Below are 16,734 nucleotides of genomic sequence, written 5' to 3' on the forward strand. Positions count from 1 at the left end.
ATCGGTCTCTTTATATCTACTGGGGCTTTTTCGTATAGAATGCCATCAAAAAAAACGTCTACAAGTCATCACTAAATACGACTTGTAGACGCCCTAACGTCTGACAAGCTCCAACTTTTCTGCTCTTAACGCTTACGAGGTTAGCTGTCGGATTCGGACCTGAGTAGCCCTACTCTTTAAAAAGAGATTCACCCCAAGAATTGTTTAAACAATCCATCAAAATTGGGTCCCCCGCGTTTAATTGCTTCAGCGATTTAGAAATTTGAAACTTTTATAATGATGTCATATTACGCCTGTAAATAAAAAAAGTAAAGAAGATATTGCCCGGTTTTTCGTAAATTTTTTCTTATTCTCAGAGACAAGCTTTTATCAGCTCTCTATCGGCGATTCGGCGTGGTTTATCGGCGATTTTTACTGTTTTACGGACGATTCAGCTCATTTTATCGGCGATTTCAAAATTTACAAAAAAATTATGAGCAAACTTCTTCACATTTTTTAGTTCTAGCTATAGAATAGTAGTATTATTATTTTCCCATAGGAAACTTTATTTCATTTACGATACTTTTTGAAACGAGGGAACAAGATGGCCTATAAACAAATTACAAAACCGGCAGCCCAAGCAGTTTTAGATGGAGACATAAAAGGATGGCGACGCATTTTACCCTTTCTAGGTCCGGCATTTATTGCAGCTGTTGCCTATATAGATCCCGGCAACTTTGCCACAAATATTACTGCTGGCTCGCAGTATGGGTATTTACTACTTTGGGTAATTGCCTTTTCAAATTTAATGGCTGTACTGATTCAATCTTTATCAGCCAAACTTGGTATTGCTACTGGAAAAAACTTGCCAGAAGTAGCAAGAGAAAATTTTTCTAAAAAAACTTCTATATTTTTATGGATACAGGCTGAACTTGTAATCATTGCAACCGACCTCGCTGAATTTATCGGTGCTGCCCTCGGTCTATATTTATTATTTGATATTCCGATGCTACCCGCTGCACTTATTACTGCAATTGGTTCTTTTGCAATTTTAGAGCTACAGCGAAGAGGCTTTAGAGCTTTTGAAGCGGGCATTTCGGGTATGGTGCTAATTGTTGTGCTAGCATTTGCGTTCCAGACATTTTTAGCCCAACCAAATTGGGGCGAAGTGACATTAGGAATGTTGACACCACAATTTGACGGTGTCGATTCACTCTTACTTGCAACGGGTATATTAGGAGCTACTGTTATGCCACACGCAATCTATCTACATTCTTCCTTAACACAAAATCGTGTGGTTGGTCGTAATGACAACGAAAAACGACGTATTTTCCGCTTTGAGTTTATCGATATCGTGATAGCAATGATTATTGCTGGTGCGATTAACATGAGTATGCTAATCATTGCAGCTGCAGTGTTCCATACGCAAGGCTTAGTAGTCGAGGATTTAGATATCGCCTATAGCGGATTACGAGAAGCTCTTGGACCTATGGCAGCTGTGTCTTTCGGACTTGGATTACTCATTGCAGGGCTTGCAAGCTCTTCTGTTGGTACATTAGCAGGCGACGTTGTTATGCAAGGTTTCATCCAGCGAAAAATCCCACTTTATTTACGTAGAGCGATTACAATGATTCCACCTTTGGCTATTATCGCAGCAGGTGTTAATGCAACCTATGCACTTGTGTTAAGTCAAGTAATCTTGTCATTCGGTATTGCTTTTGCACTTATCCCGCTTGTGATGTTTACAAGTAAAAAGGACATAATGGGTAGCCTGGTCAATCACCGTATCACAACAGTTCTTGGTTGGTTTGTCGTTGTAATAGTAGTTGCGTTAAATATCTACTTATTATGGGAAACGCTATTTGCTTAAAAAAGAATGCTGGGACATGATAATAATTTTTTTTGAAACAGGTGCAAAGGTGTTTTGGCAATAGAGAAAATCTAGCCGAGGGGGTGCCAGGCACTCATACAATTTCCTTGCTAACCTTGTATTTTAAAACTTACCTAAGTAAAAATCCACGTAGACTCCTGCGGGAACGCACACAGCGCAAGACGCAACAAACCGCGCGTTAGCGAGGGTTGCGGCTTACGTTATGCCCGTGGAAAGCAAAGTGGATTTTTACGATTTAGGAGCCGATAGTATGCTAGGTATTTATGTTGAGTGCCAGGCACTAAAACAATTACACTCACTGTAGAGAACATAAACGGCATAGCAAAAAAGTGATAGATTGATGGCAGTCAATCTATCACTTTTTCTCTTTGTCTCAGACTCTAGTTTTTAAGAAAGTGCCTTTAACCCTACGACGCCGATGATGATACAGCATACACTTGCTAAGCGGCCTTTACTTTTTGACTCACCAAAAAACATCATATTGATTAAGACTGCCCCTGCTGTACCAATGCCTATCCAAACAGCATAAGCCGTACTCGTTTGTAAAAATTCAAATGATTTATATAAAAAGCTAAGTGACGCAGCAAATCCTCCTACATAAAGCAACATGCTGATAAATCCCTTTTTCGTGCTATATTTTTTCAGACCAATAACAGATACAAGTTCACTCGATGCAGCTAAAAAAACAAAAAGCCATCCCATACTATACCACCTCTTTTGTACGTTTATTCTCTTCAACGGTATCAGAAACTTTTAAGCCAATAACACCTACAATCAATATAAAAATAAAGAGAAGCTTACCGATACTGACTACCTGATTAAAAATTAAAATATCCATTAAGGTCGTCCCCATTGTGCCAATTGCTGCAAATATTGCGTACACTGTTCCTGTTGGTAATTTCTCGCATGCCTTTGATAAAAAGTGCAAATCGAGCCCTATAAATATAACGATTAATAGCCATTCCCACCAATGAGAAGCCACATTAAAACCATAAATCCATATTAATTCAAAAAAACTAGTTAACCCTACATACAACCAAGCTTTTCCCATAAAAAAACCCTCCGTTAATAATGACTGAACTTCATTCATTTTTACTGTAAAAAAGAACCTACTAGAAATTTTAGTAAAAATCTGCGTTTCAATTCGGATTTCGAACATTAATTTTCTTGTTTATAGCAACGTATTACTATAAACAAGACCGTTTATAGATTTTTACCTATATATCAGAAGTTTACTGTAATATGTTTTATCCCTGTTCGCTTATTTTGCAACAGCCTTGTTTAAAACTAACGCATTACAGATAAATTCTAATAAATCTTTTTTATCCTCATTGATAAGCTCTTCATCCTTGGAATCAAATAAGTATGCACGTTCAGCAGCAGACTCGATTAATCCAAATACCATCTTTGACGTTGCGTAAGAATCAACGGCTATGAAAATTTCACCCTTTGACTTTGCGCTGTCCAGCTCATTTCTAAGCCAATTATAGTAAGGTGTATACGCATTTACCCAGTCTTTCAAATAATCAGAAGCCGACAATCCAGCATAAATGATTGCTACAAGTTCCTTATGCTCTCTCGTCATCATAAATATTGTATCTACTAATTGATTAAATTTTTCAATTAGTGGCGCTTGATCATCCACATTTTTTTGTATTGCTTCAAACATATTGTCGACCATAACCTTTGCAATAGCGGGCATAAGTGACATTTTTGAAGGGAAGTACAAATAAAAAGTTCCTTGTGCAATACCAGCCCTCTTTACAATATCAGCTATTTTTATTTTGTCGATACCTTGTTCTTTAAACAATTGAATAGCAGAGGTTACGATACGTTTTTCCTTATCCATTATGCGCCCCCTAAAAAATCATGAATTTTTAAAAATTGTAATCCAAACAAAAATAGAATTCAACCTCTTTCTTTTATCCAAAAATTATTAATTCCTATAATGGACCTAAAAAATTTATTTAATTTTGTTAATTTTTAAAAATTAGTTTGACAAATGAACGAGATTCATTTAAATTTTATCCCAAGGAAGATGACTGAAATTCATTTTAAGAAAAAATCTCCCTCAACTAGTATTTTCATAACTGTAAGTACCATTTTCCACCTTGACGAGGGGTGTTACAAAGGTGCAAATCGGTATTATTTTTTAATCAAAGGGGCGGAATTGATGATGAAAACAGGTTATATTTTTGACGAAAGTTATTTCTGGCACGACAACGGAAGCGGAACATTATATTTACCTTCGGGTGGTTACTTAGAAACAGATGTGTTTGTCGAACATCCATCAACAAAAAGACGAATTAATAATTTACTTAATCGTTGTGGCCTAATGAAAGAATTAGAACAAATTGAGCCACGTTCTGCAACACGTGAAGAAATTGAAATGTTCCATACTAAGGAATATGTAGATAAAGTTAAGCATTTAAGTGATACAACTGGTGGAGACGCTGGAGATCACGCCATTGTTGGTAGAGGGTCTTATGAAATTGCTTTACTTTCAACTGGTGGTGCATTAAAAGCTGTTGATGTTGTGATGAACGGTGAAGTCGATAATGTTTATGCATTAACTCGCCCACCTGGCCATCATGCAGAAGCTGCAAAAGGCATCGGCTTCTGTATTTTCAATAACGTTGCCATTGCTGCCAAATACGCAAAGCAAAAATACAATTTAGAAAGAGTTATGGTGTTAGATTGGGACGTTCACCATGGTAATGGAACAGAAAGTGCATTCTATGACACTGATGGTGTTTTATTCTTCTCAGTTCATCAGCATTTAAGTTTCCCTAATAATACGGGTTATGCAGAGAACGTAGGTGAGGCAGACGGAAAGGGATTTAACGTGAACATTCCGCTTCCTCCTGGTACAGGAAATGCAGGCTATATTGAAGCATTTAAGTCAATCGTGGAGCCAATCGTGAACGATTATAAACCAGAGCTAATCATTATTTCTGCTGGACAAGATCCAGGTATGTTTGATCCACTTGGACGTATGAACATGACTGCTGAAGGCTTTGCAGATTTAACGAAAATCATGATGAACTTAGCAAACAAGCATACAGATGGAAAAATCGTCTTTTGTCATGAAGGTGGTTACAGTAATGCTTATGTTCCATTTTGTACATTGCGCATTATTGAAGAATTATGTGGTGTGAAAAGTGATGTTGAAGATCCATTCCAAGATTCCCAAGGGTATCCGGATTTTGTAAACGAAGTAGAAAAGAAAGTAATCAATGAAGTTATTTCAATTCAATCTGCTTACTGGCCATCATTAAAAGTAACTGTTTAAATTTAAAACACTATAAATATATTGAAAATAATTAATAAGAGGGAGGGTATCTATGAGCAATTCTATCGAGGAAATTAGTTATGAACATATTCCTTTAGAACAGCGTAATGGTACTGCTAAAGAGCTATTTTTCACATGGTTTGCCGCAAGTACAGTTTCTACAACACTTGTAACAGGATCTCTAGCTATCGTATTAGGGTTAAATTTTTGGTGGTCACTTGTTGCTATCCTATTAGGACATGGCATTGGAGCTGCGATTATGGCACTCCATTCTGCTACTGGTCCTAAAGCAGGTCTACCACAAGTAGTACAAAGTAGAGCACAATTCGGCTACTTCGGGGCTATCTTGCCTATGTTAATCATTCTTATCATGTATCTGGGCTACGGCGCAACAAATACCGTGTTAGTCGGACAAGGCATGCAAGAAACACTCGGCCTTAATATGAATGTAACGGTTATCGTAAGTCTTATTCCAATGGTGCTTCTAGCTATTTTTGGACAAGGCTTACTTCAAAAGTCAATGAAAATCTATACAATTGGCTTTACAGTGGTATTTATAATTTTATCTCTTATGATTTTAGCGAATGTTTCCATGGATCTTTTAAATGCAGGTAATTTTTCTTTCAGCCAGTTTTTATTAATGACTTCCATTTGTGTTACATGGCAAATTACGTATGGTCCGTATGTATCTGACCATTCCAGATTTATCCATCCATCACAATCAAAAAAAGTATTTACTTATAGTTATCTTGGAAGCTTTGCAAGTTCAGTTTGGTTGATGGTTTTAGGTGCTGCCATTGCCACTATGGTTGTGAATGGTAATGTAATGGCACAAATTAAAGATATGGGCTCATTAGGTTTCATCATTGCATTACTGTTATCTCTTGGTGTCCTCGTTATTAACTCCTTAAATATTTATGGAGCAGGTATTATTATTTTATCAATTGCGAGTAACTTTTTAACGTTTAAGACTTCTGCTAGACTGCGCACAATTACTTCCATTGCAATTGGTGTCATTATTGCGCTTATTGCAACTTGGAGCTCTAGCAATTTTATGGCTAATTTCCAATTATACTTAGGATTTATATTATTCTTTATCATTCCGTGGAGTATGATTACATTAACTGATTTTTATATTTTAAAGAGAGTACATTATCCTCCCGATGAGTTCAACAAAAAGGATGGCATTTTCGGGAAAATTAATATACCAACAATGATTATTTACTTGTTAACCATCTTTATTCAAATTCCATTTATTAATACGGAGTTATATGTAGGTCCTATTGCAAAAATGCTTGATGGATTGGATATTGCTTGGATTGTTGGTGGTGCAGTTTCTTTCCTATTGTATATTAGCTTTGCTAAATTAACGGCACCTGCTAAGCTTTCTGTAGAGGTCTATGCAACGTCTAATGTACCTGAGAATAATTAATAAATAAGGTTCGTCAGGCTTCCCCAGGCCTTTTTAAAGCCCCTGTATGGTATTTTCACACAGGGGCTTTACTTATGTTATTAAACATCCACCTTTTCGATGTTGCGAATTGCTAAATAGGCAATAACTATACCTATAATTGCTAATGTTATCGGAATTACGATAATATCATTCAATGAAAATGTGCCCGTATTTGAGGAAACGACCATCACGATTAAAAGAGATGATAGTATTGTTGTTGGCACAGAGTATTTTTTCATACCAAAATACAATGGAATAAGGGCCATACTGGATGCCGCTACAGCATTCATTAATACGGAAGGAATGCGTTGCATAATCATTGCATTAGTCAATGTATCTGGGATTAATTGAAAGTTCTCGCTAATAATAAGGAAAATTACTGTAATAAAAATATTTGAAAGGATAATAGCGCTAAATGTAAATAATATAACAATAGCAAGCTTTGCTGCGATTAGTTTTTTTCTATTTATAGGATACATAAATGCAGTTATTATTGTTTTATTTTTATATTCGCCAATAATAAGTTTTGCAATTAGTGTAGCCGCAAAAATAATAAATACACATCTTACAAAAGAATCAATGACAGTCAAAGCGATAGGATAGTTTTCTAAACCAGCGTCACCTTCAATTTTTGAGATAACTAAAATCATAAACATAAAACCTAATATAACGACATTGGCGATAATAGCAGCTGTCACATACGAGCCTAAATGGTTTTTTTTCATTTCTAAACGCATTAAATTAAGCATGGATTTCACCTCCATTGATTAATTTCAAGAAATAATCCTCTAAAGAACTTGTTTTCCTACTAATCTCTTCAATTTCAATATCATGTTCTATTAACGTTTTAGATAGTAATTTTTGTGAAATGGACATATCGTATATTCGAATACAGCGCTCATCAATGCATTTAAAATTGGTGATGCGTAATTGACTATCTAATATAAAGGCTGCCTTTTTCCCCTCACTGACAATTAGCTCAATAAAATCTGTTTGACTATGCCTTACATGCTCCATCGAAACTTCATCGATTAATCTGCCATTATTAATGACCCCAATTGTATCCGCCATTTGCTCAATCTCAGCTAAAATATGACTGGAAACTATAATAGTAATGCCATATTCTTTACTTAACATCTTGAATAATTCTCTTAACTCTCTTATACCAACTGGATCAAGACCATTTATAGGTTCATCTAAAATTAGCAACTCTGGTTTAGTCATTATCGCACGGGCAATACCTAAACGTTGTTTCATCCCTAACGAAAAATCCTTTACTTTTTTACCATCCACATTGGTTAGCTTTACTAAATCAAGAACATGGCCGATTTCGTTTTTATCGTAATAACCCATATATTCGCAATGTAATTCGAGGTTTTCTTGTGCTGTTAACTTTTCATAGAAAATGGGATATTCAATAATTGTACCCATTCTTTTTAGCACTTCGTACGACCGATCCGTTAATTTTTCACCGAAGATTTCAATATCCCCACTTGTCGGTTTGGCCAGATTAGTTAACATTTTCATAATCGTTGTTTTCCCTGCTCCATTTGGACCCAAAAAACCATATATCTCTCCTCTCTTAACATGCATATTGACTGTGGAAACCACTTCGTTTCCATCGTAGACTTTTGTAAGCTGATTTGTTTTTACAATATACGCCATTTAACCTCTCCCTCATATGTGGCTTCCTTTATTATAAGAAGTAAAACTCTCTATTTTATTACTTGATTCTTACAAATTCCTTAAGAGAAGAAGAAAAGCCTCTAGAGCATTTTTAGCTCTACAGGCAGGGCTAGATTAGTACAGCATTCTTTTTAAGGAAATCGTAAAAACCGTCTTTTCATAAGGGATGCTTTTCAGTTGGATTGTACCATTCATTATTTCTACAAGTCGTTTTGTTATCGTTAGACCTAGCCCACTACCTTGAAATGATTTATTTCTTGAGTCTTCAAGCGTATACATCCTTTCAAATACGCTGTCTATATGGTATTCCTCAATACCTTTCCCACAATCCCAGACATCAATATAAACATCGGTAGCGTTATTTCTTACTGTTAGCCCAATTACACGACCTTCAGCCCCATAAGCAATCGCATTGGCAATTAAATTGTTCAATACTCTATCTAACGCCTCTTCGTTGCCTAGAGCATACATCGGTGTTTCAGGTATGTTAATGTCAATATGAAGGCCCATCGACATCACCATATCGTAAAATGACAAAATATTTTTTCGGCATATTTCACTTATGTTTACTTTTGTTATTGGGTATTCTGTATCGCCCGCTTCAATTTTTGCCAAATCAAAAAATGTATGAATAAGCTTCAGTACTTCCTCCGTTTTTAAATGGATTCCTGAAAGTAAGCGATTGTGTTCTGTATCTTTTAGCGATTGTTGTAGCTGCAACATTTCTGTATAGCCTAGCACAACTGTTAACGGCGTTTTTAGATCATGCGAAATATTGGCAAGCATCTTTTTCATTGAACTTTCTGTTTTTCGATGTTTGGCTAATATTTTGTGCGTATCATTCAGTAATGCATTTATAGTAGTAAGCATTTGCTGTAGTTCTTGATCCGATGTAGCAACTAAAATTTTCTCGTTTGTTTGTTCGTTTTCATTCATAATAGCTTGTAGTTTTGTGTGCATGTATCTGATTGTATCGTTTTGCTCTCGTTTTCTTTTCAACTGAAAAAGAATGATTGCTAAGAGAAAAAGAATAATGGTAGATAAAAATAGTATCATACGCCTAGCCCTCTAATTTATAGCCAATTCCCCAAAGTGTTTTAATATACTGAGGGTTGGAAGGGTCATCTTCAATTTTTTCTCGCAATCTTCTAATATGCACATTAATAATATTTTCATCACCATAATATTGATCATTCCAAATGAGTTGATAGATTTGCTGTTTAGTAAATACGCGATTCCGATTTGTGATAAATAGCTTTAAAATAGCAAATTCCTTTGAAGTTAGTTTCACCTGTTGTTGTTCTTTTTCAACTGAGAAATTAACGACATCAATTACCAAGTTACCAATTGTCAATGTCCCCTTCGTTTCCTCCATCGGGCTAGAATATTGTGTGGCCCTTCGTATTGCAGCCTTCACACGCGCTGAAAATTCCAACATTGAAAATGGCTTTGCAATATAATCATCCGCTCCTAAACCAAGACCTAATGCTTTATCAACATCACTGTCTTTTGCTGACATCATAATAATAGGTATCGCTTCTTTTTCTCGAATTATTTTTAACACTTCTAATCCATCTAGTTTAGGCATCATAATATCCAAAATAACTAAATCAAACGTTTTACTTAAACAAATTTGCACTGCTTCTTCACCATTTGTAACGGATGTAACAGCAAAGCCCTCCATTGTTAAAAACTTGTCGACCATTTCTCGGATAGTTTCATCGTCTTCAACTAGTAATATACGTTTTTGCATGTTTAGGCACCTCTTTTCCATAAAGCATTATCTTTAATTACCATTTGCCATCATATTTTTATATTTTTATCCTGTATCTGTATAGCTTACCATATGTTTTTTTAAAAAATGCCTTTAAAAGTGCCAGGCACTCAAACAATTCTCAAACAATTTACCAAGCTAATCAGACTCCTGGGCCGCACGCAACGGAAATTAACGCCAAATAAATAAAAGCTGCCCTATAACTAATAGGACAGCTTTTATTTCTATTTTTCTACTTTTAAATCACACTTTTGCAGTGGAATCATTTTTGTTTTATGTTTTATTTTGTAGCCCAACCACAAGGCGATAAACAGTGGTATACCGATATATGAAACAAGGACACCATACCAGTCAATTGAATTGCCTGTGAAAGCTGTATAGTTTTGACCAATTACAACAACCATACACACTGTAAATGCAAAGAGTGGCCCGAATGGATATAGCTTTGCTTTATATGGTAGTAATTTTGGGTCTATGCCTTGGGCTTCAAAAGCTCTACGGAAGCGGTAATGACTAAAGGCAATACCAAGCCATGCAATAAAGCCGGACATCCCAGATGCGTTTAAAAGCCACATGTAGACAACGCCATCACCAAAGAAAGATGCTAAAAATGCTAAGCAACCTACTGCTAATGTCAACAGTAATGCGTAAATTGGAATTCCGCGACGGCTTAGCTTAGCGAAAATCTTAGGTGCATGTCCATCTACTGCTAATTGCCATAACATACGTGATGATGCATATAATCCAGAATTACCTGCAGATAACATCGCCGTTAAAATAATGGCATTCATTAATGAAGCAGCAAAGGCAATTCCTAAGCGGTCAAACACTAATGTGAATGGTGAAACAGCAATATCTTCAGATAATAAACGAGCATCTGTAAATGGAATTAACATCCCTATTGCTGCAATGGCTAAAATGTAAAATAAAATAATACGCCAGAAGACGGACTTAACAGCCTTCGGGATATTTTTACCAGGATCATCAGTTTCCCCAGCCGTTATCCCTAATAGCTCTGTCCCTTGGAACGAGAAGCCTGCTGCTAGAAATATTCCGAATGTAGCAAGGAAGCCACCGTGGAAGGGTCCATCACTTATAAAGAAATTCGTAAAGCCTACAGGAGCTTGCCCACCTAAAATACCAAAAATCATCAATAGGCTGACAATAATGAAGACAATAACAGTCGCAACTTTTATCATTGCAAACCAATATTCACTTTCACCATAGCTTTTTACAGATAGTAAATTGAATGTAAGTACAATGGCAATAAATATGACTGTCCATAGTGCCGAAGAGCTGTCTGGGAACCAGTACTTCATTATAAGAGAAACTGCTGCAATTTCAGCGGCTATTGTAATCGCCCAGTTATACCAGTAGTTCCAGCCAAGTGCAAAGCCAAGCGCTGGATCTACAAATTTTGTTGCATACGTACTAAATGAACCTGATGACGGCATATAAGCTGCCATTTCACCTAAGCTCGTCATTAAGAAGTACACCATAATGCCGATTAGTGCATAAGCAAGAAGTGCACCACCTGGTCCAGCCTGCGCTATAGCTCCACCACTTGCTAGAAATAGCCCAGTTCCGATAGTACCGCCTAACGAAATCATTGTTATATGGCGGCTTTTTAATTCTTTTTTCAACTCTGGTGCTTTATGACCGAGCTGATTAGTTTTTATCTCACTCACGTTAAAGCTTCCTTCCTTTTCTAAGAGGCAAAAAAATGCCATCACATGAACGTTGTGATGGCTAAGTAAATCCTCTGTTTCTTAAAAATGATAGCACAACACGTTGTCCAACGTGACAGTTCTGTTCCTTTCGGAGACAGCCCCAGCATGAGGTTTTCAAGTCCCCTCACACTTCGGCAATATTTCCTTTCAGCTAACATCTTCAATGCTTGTCATCTCCATTAGCTTACTTATAAATACCGCGACCTCTACCTCAATACAAACATGAGGCATATAATTATTAAATTTATGATGTGTCTTAGTTTAACATACGACCTAAGACATTTCAATAAAACGATTAATGTTCTGTATTTTATGAATATTCTACTATTTTTATTATTGTGTTAAAGTGTTATAGTGGTTCGAATTATAATTGTTCTATTAGGGAGGTACTTATTTTGACAACTAACGAGGAATCTACTTTTCCTAGCAGAAAGATTAACTGGAAGGGCACAACTCTCTTATTAGTCATCGGTGTAATTTTTCTTGCTTCGACATTACGTATGCCATTAACGGTGGTAGGCCCAATTATTTCCTTCATTCGTGAGGATCTCGGTATATCTAACGTACTTGCAGGCTTTCTAACAACTATTCCATTGCTTGCATTCGCGCTAGTGTCACCTATTGCCCCAGTAATAGCAAGAAAACTGGGTCTTGAATTAACTTTATTTATATCAACGATTTTATTAGCACTAGGAATTGTGCTGCGCTCACTAGGATCAACTGGATTACTCGTATTTGGTACAATGATAATAGGTGTAGCTATTTCATTTGGTAACGTCCTTATTCCAGGGCTACTTAAAATGAAATTCCCTTATCATGTTGGATTACTGATGGCATTTTTCACAATGTCCATGAACTTAACAGCTGGAATTGGCGCTGGTATTAGTTATCCCATAGCTAATGCATCTCTTGGCTGGCAAGGTGCACTTGCAATCGCTCTAGCTCTTGTCGTAGTGACTATTCTGATTTGGATTCCACAATTAAAATTTAATAAGCCTGAACCAACTGTAGCCACTACGAAAGCACGTATACCATTATGGAAATCACCAGTTACTTGGGCAGTCACTGGCGCGATGGGTTTACAATCATTATTATTTTATACAACCGCAGCTTGGATTCCTGAAATCTATATTGCACAAGGAATAGCCGCAGATCGTGCAGGTTGGATGTTTTCCATCATGCAAATTTCACAAGTACCTATGGCTTTAGCTGTACCAATTATTGCTAGTAAAATGACGTCACAGCGACCTCTCGTTTTAATGTTTACTGCATTCTATTTCATCGGCTTTACTGGCCTTGTCATGGAATGGACTAGTCTTGCTGTATTGTGGATGATATTGCTAGGCTTAGCAGGTGGCGCATCATTTTCACTTGCAATGATGTTCTTTACACTTCGTACACGTACGGCATTTGAGGCAGCAGATTTATCTGGATTTGCACAATCATTAGGCTATTTATTAGCCGCAGTAGGTCCTATTTTATTTGGTTACTTACATGATTTATTTGGCGGCTGGGATACTGCTGGCTGGCTATTTGTTGTCGTTGCGGCATTACTATTCTTCTGCTCATTTAGAGCTTCTAGAAATGAATTTATAAATTAATAAAAGGCAGCTCATTATACTATGAGCTGCCTCTTTACATTTAGTAAGGGGGTTTCTGATAAAAATAATTGGGTGTATTATATACATTGACATAAGGCTTATGAAAAATATGTGTCGTTGCAGGAGATAATGGCGGAATCAACCAAGTCCAGTTGCCTGTTAAGTCACGGCCTGCCTTCTGCTCAGCTTCTTCAAATAGCTTAAATTGCTGTGCAGCAGTATGATGATCGACTATACTTACACCATCTTCTTTAAAGGAATGGAGTACAGCAATATTTAATTCAACTAATGCACGATCACGCCAAAGCGATGCCTGCTTTGTTGTATCGAGACCAAAAATTTCAGCGATCTTCGGTAACATATCATAACGATCATGATCCGCTAAATTACGTGCCCCAATTTCTGTCCCCATATACCAGCCATTAAAAGGTGCCGCCTGAAAATCAATACCTGCCATTTGAAAGCGCATGCTTGAAATAATCGGCACCGCATACCATTTCAACGCTAGTTTCTCCACCTGTGGATGCTCAGGATGGCGAATGGCAACTTCCAATACATCTTCACGTGGAATTGTAAATAATTGCGGTTTACGATTATCCACCTGTATAACGAGTGGTAGTACATCAAATGCCGTTCCTTCACCCTGCCAACCTAGTGATTCGCATACTTTTGTAAATGGCACAGAATGTGGATCACCAACGATGCCTGCTTCTGTCTCATAGCCTGCATAACGTATGAGCTGATGATTCCAAATCTTTACTCTTCCAGATGCAAATACGGTTATCGTTGGACGGATTTTACCATCATTTGTCGCATATCGAATATGATGTAGCAACTTCTCAAATATACCTTGCTCATCTAAAACATCGCGTGCATCCTCAACATGCAGTGAGTGCCAAAATAATCTTCCGATACATTTATTACTATTACGCCAGGCTACTCGTGCGCCAAAAGTAAGTTCCTCTGTTGAAGGAATATATATTCCCTCTTGTTCAACTTGCTGTAATCTATTTGTTAGCCATTGTGCAGACTCATTTTGTTCCATTTGATAAAGTGTTAAAAAACGTTGTATCTCTTGTAGTTTCATGTCGTTTTCCTCCATCTAACCTCATATTAGATGAATAGAAATAAATTCACCACGAAAAAATCCATCAGAAAACATACATCTTTTATATATGAAATACTTTGTTCAAATTTAAACCGACAGTCGAAAATTCTTCTACCAAATTTTATAATAACTAAGTAAATAATTTGAAAAATTACAAAGAAAAAGCATGTAGCAACAATATGCTACATGCTTTACTAGATGACCCCTACGGGATTCGAACCCGTGTTACCGCCGTGAAAGGGCGGTGTCTTAACCGCTTGACCAAGGGGCCATGGCTCCGAAGGCAGGACTCGAACCTGCGACAACCTGATTAACAGTCAGGTGCTACTACCAACTGAGCTACTTCGGAATAATTTTATAATGGGCCTAAATGGACTCGAACCATCGACCTCACGCTTATCAGGCGTGCGCTCTAACCAGCTGAGCTATAGGCCCTCTTTGGAGCGGGTGATGAGAATCGAACTCACGACATCAGCTTGGAAGGCTGAGGTTTTACCATTAAACTACACCCGCAAAAAAAGATGGGTCAGGACGGAATCGAACCGCCGACACTTAGAGCTTCAATCTAATGCTCTACCAACTGAGCTACTGACCCGGAAAAACAAAATGGAGGAGGTAGAGGGATTCGAACCCCCGCGCGGTGTTACCCGCCTGTCGGTTTTCAAGACCGATCCCTTCAGCCAGACTTGGGTATACCTCCGGAAACAAATAAATATGGTGGAGCCTAGCGGGATCGAACCGCTGACCTCCTGCGTGCAAGGCAGGCGCTCTCCCAGCTGAGCTAAGGCCCCAATTTTAAAAGATGGTCGGAATGACAGGATTCGAACCTACGACCCCTTGGTCCCAAACCAAGTGCTCTACCAAGCTGAGCTACATTCCGTTACTGTCTATCTTATCTTTTTATGGCGCGCCCGGCAGGAGTCGAACCCACAACCTTCTGATCCGTAGTCAGACGCTCTATCCAATTGAGCTACGGGCGCTTAATATTAAAAAATGGTGCCGAGGGCCGGAATCGAACCGGCACGGTAGTCACCTACCGCAGGATTTTAAGTCCTGTGCGTCTGCCAGTTCCGCCACCCCGGCACATTTGGAGCGGAAGACGAGGTTCGAACTCGCGACCCCCACCTTGGCAAGGTGGTGTTCTACCACTGAACTACTTCCGCATGTGCATAAGATTATTTATCCTGGCAATTATGTAATTAAAATAAATGATGCGGGTGAAGGGAGTCGAACCCCCACGCCTTGCGGCGCTAGATCCTAAGTCTAGTGCGTCTGCCAATTCCGCCACACCCGCAAATATGATGAGCCATGAAGGACTCGAACCTTCGACCCTCTGATTAAAAGTCAGATGCTCTACCAACTGAGCTAATGGCTCATATTATGAATAAAAAATGGCTGGGGTACCTGGATTCGAACCAGGGCATGACGGAATCAAAATCCGTTGCCTTACCGCTTGGCTATACCCCAATAGTTTATATGGGGCGACTGATGGGAATCGAACCCACGAATGTCGGAACCACAATCCGATGCGTTAACCACTTCGCCACAACCGCCATATTAAATATAACAGTAGCTTAACCTAAAAAAATTGGCAGGGGCAGTAGGAATCGAACCCACACCAAAGGTTTTGGAGACCTCTATTCTACCGTTGAACTATGCCCCTATAAGTAAAAACTGGTGGAGGGGGACGGATTCGAACCGCCGAACCCTAAGGAGCGGATTTACAGTCCGCCGCGTTTAGCCACTTCGCTACCCCTCCAAGGGCTGATGCCGGCGATAGGAGTCGAACCCACGACCTACTGATTACAAGTCAGTTGCTCTACCAACTGAGCTACACCGGCAAAAAAAGAGACGGTCCCGACCGGGATCGAACCGGCGATCTCCTGCGTGACAGGCAGGCATGTTAACCGCTACACCACGGGACCTTAATTTGGTTGCGGAGACAGGATTTGAACCTGTGACCTTCGGGTTATGAGCCCGACGAGCTACCACTGCTCCACCCCGCGACAATATTACTTTAAATTTATAAAATGGTGGAGGATGACGGGCTCGAACCGCCGACCCTCTGCTTGTAAGGCAGATGCTCTCCCAGCTGAGCTAATCCTCCACGTAAAAAAACAAGCGAAGCGACGTCCTACTCTCACAGGGGGAAGCCCCCAACTACCATCGGCGCTAAAGAGCTTAACTTCCGTGTTCGGTATGGGAACGGGTGTGACCTCT

At 38.4% G+C, this 16,734-nt stretch carries 13 protein-coding genes, 21 tRNA genes, 1 rRNA gene and 2 riboswitches; of the genes, 4 read left to right on the forward strand and 31 right to left on the reverse strand.

The window, feature by feature from the left end; translation table 11 throughout:
• Positions 1-115: 115 nt before the first annotated feature.
• Positions 116-262: riboswitch (cyclic di-AMP (ydaO/yuaA leader) on the reverse strand.
• A 321-nt stretch (positions 263-583) separates the two neighbouring features.
• Complete coding sequence (locus tag ACIP9C_RS13115; RefSeq protein WP_401011232.1) at positions 584-1,849, forward strand: Nramp family divalent metal transporter; 1,266 nt, start codon at positions 584-586, stop codon at positions 1,847-1,849.
• A 408-nt stretch (positions 1,850-2,257) separates the two neighbouring features.
• On the opposite strand, the gene ACIP9C_RS13120 is transcribed toward ACIP9C_RS13115, so the two are convergent.
• The 3 genes from ACIP9C_RS13120 to ACIP9C_RS13130 form a co-directional block, all read right to left on the reverse strand.
• Positions 2,258-2,572, reverse strand: coding sequence for a DMT family transporter (locus ACIP9C_RS13120; protein ID WP_401011234.1), 315 nt, complete (start codon positions 2,570-2,572; stop codon positions 2,258-2,260).
• 1 nt (position 2,573) lies between these two features.
• Positions 2,574-2,921: a DMT family transporter gene (locus ACIP9C_RS13125; RefSeq protein ID WP_401011236.1), complete on the reverse strand. Its 348-nt coding sequence runs from the start codon at positions 2,919-2,921 to the stop codon at positions 2,574-2,576.
• 210 nt (positions 2,922-3,131) lie between these two features.
• Entirely contained in the window at positions 3,132-3,719 is a 588-nt protein-coding gene (locus ACIP9C_RS13130) for a TetR/AcrR family transcriptional regulator (RefSeq protein WP_401011238.1), read from the reverse strand.
• Between the two features lie 324 nt (positions 3,720-4,043).
• Between ACIP9C_RS13130 and ACIP9C_RS13135 the strand changes: the two genes are divergently transcribed.
• Together ACIP9C_RS13135 and ACIP9C_RS13140 are read left to right on the forward strand one after the other, a co-directional pair.
• The gene (locus ACIP9C_RS13135) at positions 4,044-5,162 is read left to right on the forward strand and encodes a class II histone deacetylase (RefSeq protein WP_401011240.1); all 1,119 of its coding nucleotides are present in this window, start codon (positions 4,044-4,046) and stop codon (positions 5,160-5,162) included.
• Positions 5,163-5,214: 52 nt separating this feature from the next.
• Complete coding sequence (locus tag ACIP9C_RS13140) at positions 5,215-6,594, forward strand: purine-cytosine permease family protein (protein ID WP_401011241.1); 1,380 nt, start codon at positions 5,215-5,217, stop codon at positions 6,592-6,594.
• Between the two features lie 80 nt (positions 6,595-6,674).
• Here ACIP9C_RS13140 and ACIP9C_RS13145 read toward each other — a convergent pair whose 3' ends face one another.
• The 5 genes from ACIP9C_RS13145 to ACIP9C_RS13165 all read right to left on the reverse strand — a co-directional run bounded on the left by ACIP9C_RS13145 (position 6,675) and on the right by ACIP9C_RS13165 (position 11,763).
• Positions 6,675-7,364, reverse strand: coding sequence for an ABC transporter permease (locus tag ACIP9C_RS13145; protein WP_401011243.1), 690 nt, complete (start codon positions 7,362-7,364; stop codon positions 6,675-6,677).
• Positions 7,357-8,280: an ABC transporter ATP-binding protein gene (locus tag ACIP9C_RS13150; protein WP_401011245.1), complete on the reverse strand. Its 924-nt coding sequence runs from the start codon at positions 8,278-8,280 to the stop codon at positions 7,357-7,359. Before ACIP9C_RS13150 ends, ACIP9C_RS13145 begins: the two co-directional genes overlap by 8 nt.
• A gap of 135 nt (positions 8,281-8,415) precedes the next feature.
• Positions 8,416-9,357 (reverse strand): sensor histidine kinase, encoded by a 942-nt coding sequence (locus tag ACIP9C_RS13155; protein ID WP_401011246.1) that lies wholly within the window; start codon positions 9,355-9,357, stop codon positions 8,416-8,418.
• A gap of 4 nt (positions 9,358-9,361) precedes the next feature.
• On the reverse strand, positions 9,362-10,054 hold the full coding sequence (locus ACIP9C_RS13160; RefSeq protein WP_401011248.1) for a response regulator transcription factor: 693 nt from the start codon (positions 10,052-10,054) through the stop codon (positions 9,362-9,364).
• A 245-nt stretch (positions 10,055-10,299) separates the two neighbouring features.
• Positions 10,300-11,763, reverse strand: a complete 1,464-nt coding sequence (locus tag ACIP9C_RS13165; protein WP_401011250.1) for an amino acid permease — start codon at positions 11,761-11,763, stop codon at positions 10,300-10,302.
• An 83-nt stretch (positions 11,764-11,846) separates the two neighbouring features.
• Positions 11,847-12,022, reverse strand: a riboswitch (Lysine riboswitch).
• A 178-nt stretch (positions 12,023-12,200) separates the two neighbouring features.
• Here ACIP9C_RS13165 and ACIP9C_RS13170 point away from each other — a divergent pair.
• Positions 12,201-13,406, forward strand: a complete 1,206-nt coding sequence (locus tag ACIP9C_RS13170; RefSeq protein ID WP_401011252.1) for a CynX/NimT family MFS transporter — start codon at positions 12,201-12,203, stop codon at positions 13,404-13,406.
• A 40-nt stretch (positions 13,407-13,446) separates the two neighbouring features.
• Here ACIP9C_RS13170 and ACIP9C_RS13175 read toward each other — a convergent pair whose 3' ends face one another.
• The 23 genes from ACIP9C_RS13175 to rrf form a co-directional block, all read right to left on the reverse strand.
• Positions 13,447-14,493 carry a nitric oxide synthase oxygenase gene (locus ACIP9C_RS13175; RefSeq protein ID WP_401011253.1) on the reverse strand — a complete coding sequence of 349 codons (1,047 nt, stop codon included), beginning with the start codon at positions 14,491-14,493 and terminating at the stop codon, positions 13,447-13,449.
• Positions 14,494-14,713: 220 nt separating this feature from the next.
• Positions 14,714-14,785 (reverse strand) — tRNA-Glu (locus ACIP9C_RS13180).
• Between the two features lies 1 nt (position 14,786).
• Positions 14,787-14,863, reverse strand: a tRNA-Asn gene (locus ACIP9C_RS13185).
• Between the two features lie 12 nt (positions 14,864-14,875).
• Positions 14,876-14,949: transfer RNA gene (locus ACIP9C_RS13190), tRNA-Ile, on the reverse strand.
• A gap of 4 nt (positions 14,950-14,953) precedes the next feature.
• A tRNA-Gly gene (locus tag ACIP9C_RS13195) sits at positions 14,954-15,027 on the reverse strand.
• A gap of 9 nt (positions 15,028-15,036) precedes the next feature.
• Positions 15,037-15,109 (reverse strand) — tRNA-Phe (locus tag ACIP9C_RS13200).
• Positions 15,110-15,121: 12 nt separating this feature from the next.
• Positions 15,122-15,214: transfer RNA gene (locus ACIP9C_RS13205), tRNA-Ser, on the reverse strand.
• Between the two features lie 15 nt (positions 15,215-15,229).
• Positions 15,230-15,305, reverse strand: a tRNA-Ala gene (locus ACIP9C_RS13210).
• A 12-nt stretch (positions 15,306-15,317) separates the two neighbouring features.
• Positions 15,318-15,394, reverse strand: a tRNA-Pro gene (locus tag ACIP9C_RS13215).
• Between the two features lie 23 nt (positions 15,395-15,417).
• Positions 15,418-15,494 (reverse strand) — tRNA-Arg (locus ACIP9C_RS13220).
• A gap of 14 nt (positions 15,495-15,508) precedes the next feature.
• Positions 15,509-15,597, reverse strand: a tRNA-Leu gene (locus tag ACIP9C_RS13225).
• Between the two features lie 5 nt (positions 15,598-15,602).
• A tRNA-Gly gene (locus ACIP9C_RS13230) sits at positions 15,603-15,677 on the reverse strand.
• A 49-nt stretch (positions 15,678-15,726) separates the two neighbouring features.
• A tRNA-Leu gene (locus ACIP9C_RS13235) sits at positions 15,727-15,808 on the reverse strand.
• 8 nt (positions 15,809-15,816) lie between these two features.
• Positions 15,817-15,889: transfer RNA gene (locus tag ACIP9C_RS13240), tRNA-Lys, on the reverse strand.
• A gap of 17 nt (positions 15,890-15,906) precedes the next feature.
• A tRNA-Gln gene (locus tag ACIP9C_RS13245) sits at positions 15,907-15,981 on the reverse strand.
• 10 nt (positions 15,982-15,991) lie between these two features.
• Positions 15,992-16,067: transfer RNA gene (locus ACIP9C_RS13250), tRNA-His, on the reverse strand.
• A gap of 36 nt (positions 16,068-16,103) precedes the next feature.
• Positions 16,104-16,177, reverse strand: a tRNA-Trp gene (locus ACIP9C_RS13255).
• Positions 16,178-16,189: 12 nt separating this feature from the next.
• Positions 16,190-16,273: transfer RNA gene (locus tag ACIP9C_RS13260), tRNA-Tyr, on the reverse strand.
• Between the two features lie 9 nt (positions 16,274-16,282).
• Positions 16,283-16,355: transfer RNA gene (locus ACIP9C_RS13265), tRNA-Thr, on the reverse strand.
• An 11-nt stretch (positions 16,356-16,366) separates the two neighbouring features.
• A tRNA-Asp gene (locus ACIP9C_RS13270) sits at positions 16,367-16,439 on the reverse strand.
• A gap of 6 nt (positions 16,440-16,445) precedes the next feature.
• A tRNA-Met gene (locus ACIP9C_RS13275) sits at positions 16,446-16,520 on the reverse strand.
• Between the two features lie 25 nt (positions 16,521-16,545).
• Positions 16,546-16,621 (reverse strand) — tRNA-Val (locus ACIP9C_RS13280).
• A 14-nt stretch (positions 16,622-16,635) separates the two neighbouring features.
• Positions 16,636-16,734: ribosomal RNA gene (gene rrf / locus ACIP9C_RS13285) — 5S ribosomal RNA — on the reverse strand; the annotation flags it as partial.

This window comes from Lysinibacillus sp. NPDC093210, assembly GCF_044753985.1.
Taxonomy (GTDB): Bacteria; Bacillota; Bacilli; order Bacillales_A; family Planococcaceae; genus Lysinibacillus.

Coding starts and splice junctions, on each gene's coding strand:
- ACIP9C_RS13115 (WP_401011232.1), top strand. CDS start 584: ATGGCCTATAAACAAATTACAAAACCGGCAGCCCAAGCAGTTTTAGAT.
- ACIP9C_RS13120 (WP_401011234.1), bottom strand. CDS start 2,572: ATGGGATGGCTTTTTGTTTTTTTAGCTGCATCGAGTGAACTTGTATCT.
- ACIP9C_RS13125 (WP_401011236.1), bottom strand. CDS start 2,921: ATGGGAAAAGCTTGGTTGTATGTAGGGTTAACTAGTTTTTTTGAATTA.
- ACIP9C_RS13130 (WP_401011238.1), bottom strand. CDS start 3,719: ATGGATAAGGAAAAACGTATCGTAACCTCTGCTATTCAATTGTTTAAA.
- ACIP9C_RS13135 (WP_401011240.1), top strand. CDS start 4,044: ATGATGAAAACAGGTTATATTTTTGACGAAAGTTATTTCTGGCACGAC.
- ACIP9C_RS13140 (WP_401011241.1), top strand. CDS start 5,215: ATGAGCAATTCTATCGAGGAAATTAGTTATGAACATATTCCTTTAGAA.
- ACIP9C_RS13145 (WP_401011243.1), bottom strand. CDS start 7,364: ATGCTTAATTTAATGCGTTTAGAAATGAAAAAAAACCATTTAGGCTCG.
- ACIP9C_RS13150 (WP_401011245.1), bottom strand. CDS start 8,280: ATGGCGTATATTGTAAAAACAAATCAGCTTACAAAAGTCTACGATGGA.
- ACIP9C_RS13155 (WP_401011246.1), bottom strand. CDS start 9,357: ATGATACTATTTTTATCTACCATTATTCTTTTTCTCTTAGCAATCATT.
- ACIP9C_RS13160 (WP_401011248.1), bottom strand. CDS start 10,054: ATGCAAAAACGTATATTACTAGTTGAAGACGATGAAACTATCCGAGAA.
- ACIP9C_RS13175 (WP_401011253.1), bottom strand. CDS start 14,493: ATGAAACTACAAGAGATACAACGTTTTTTAACACTTTATCAAATGGAA.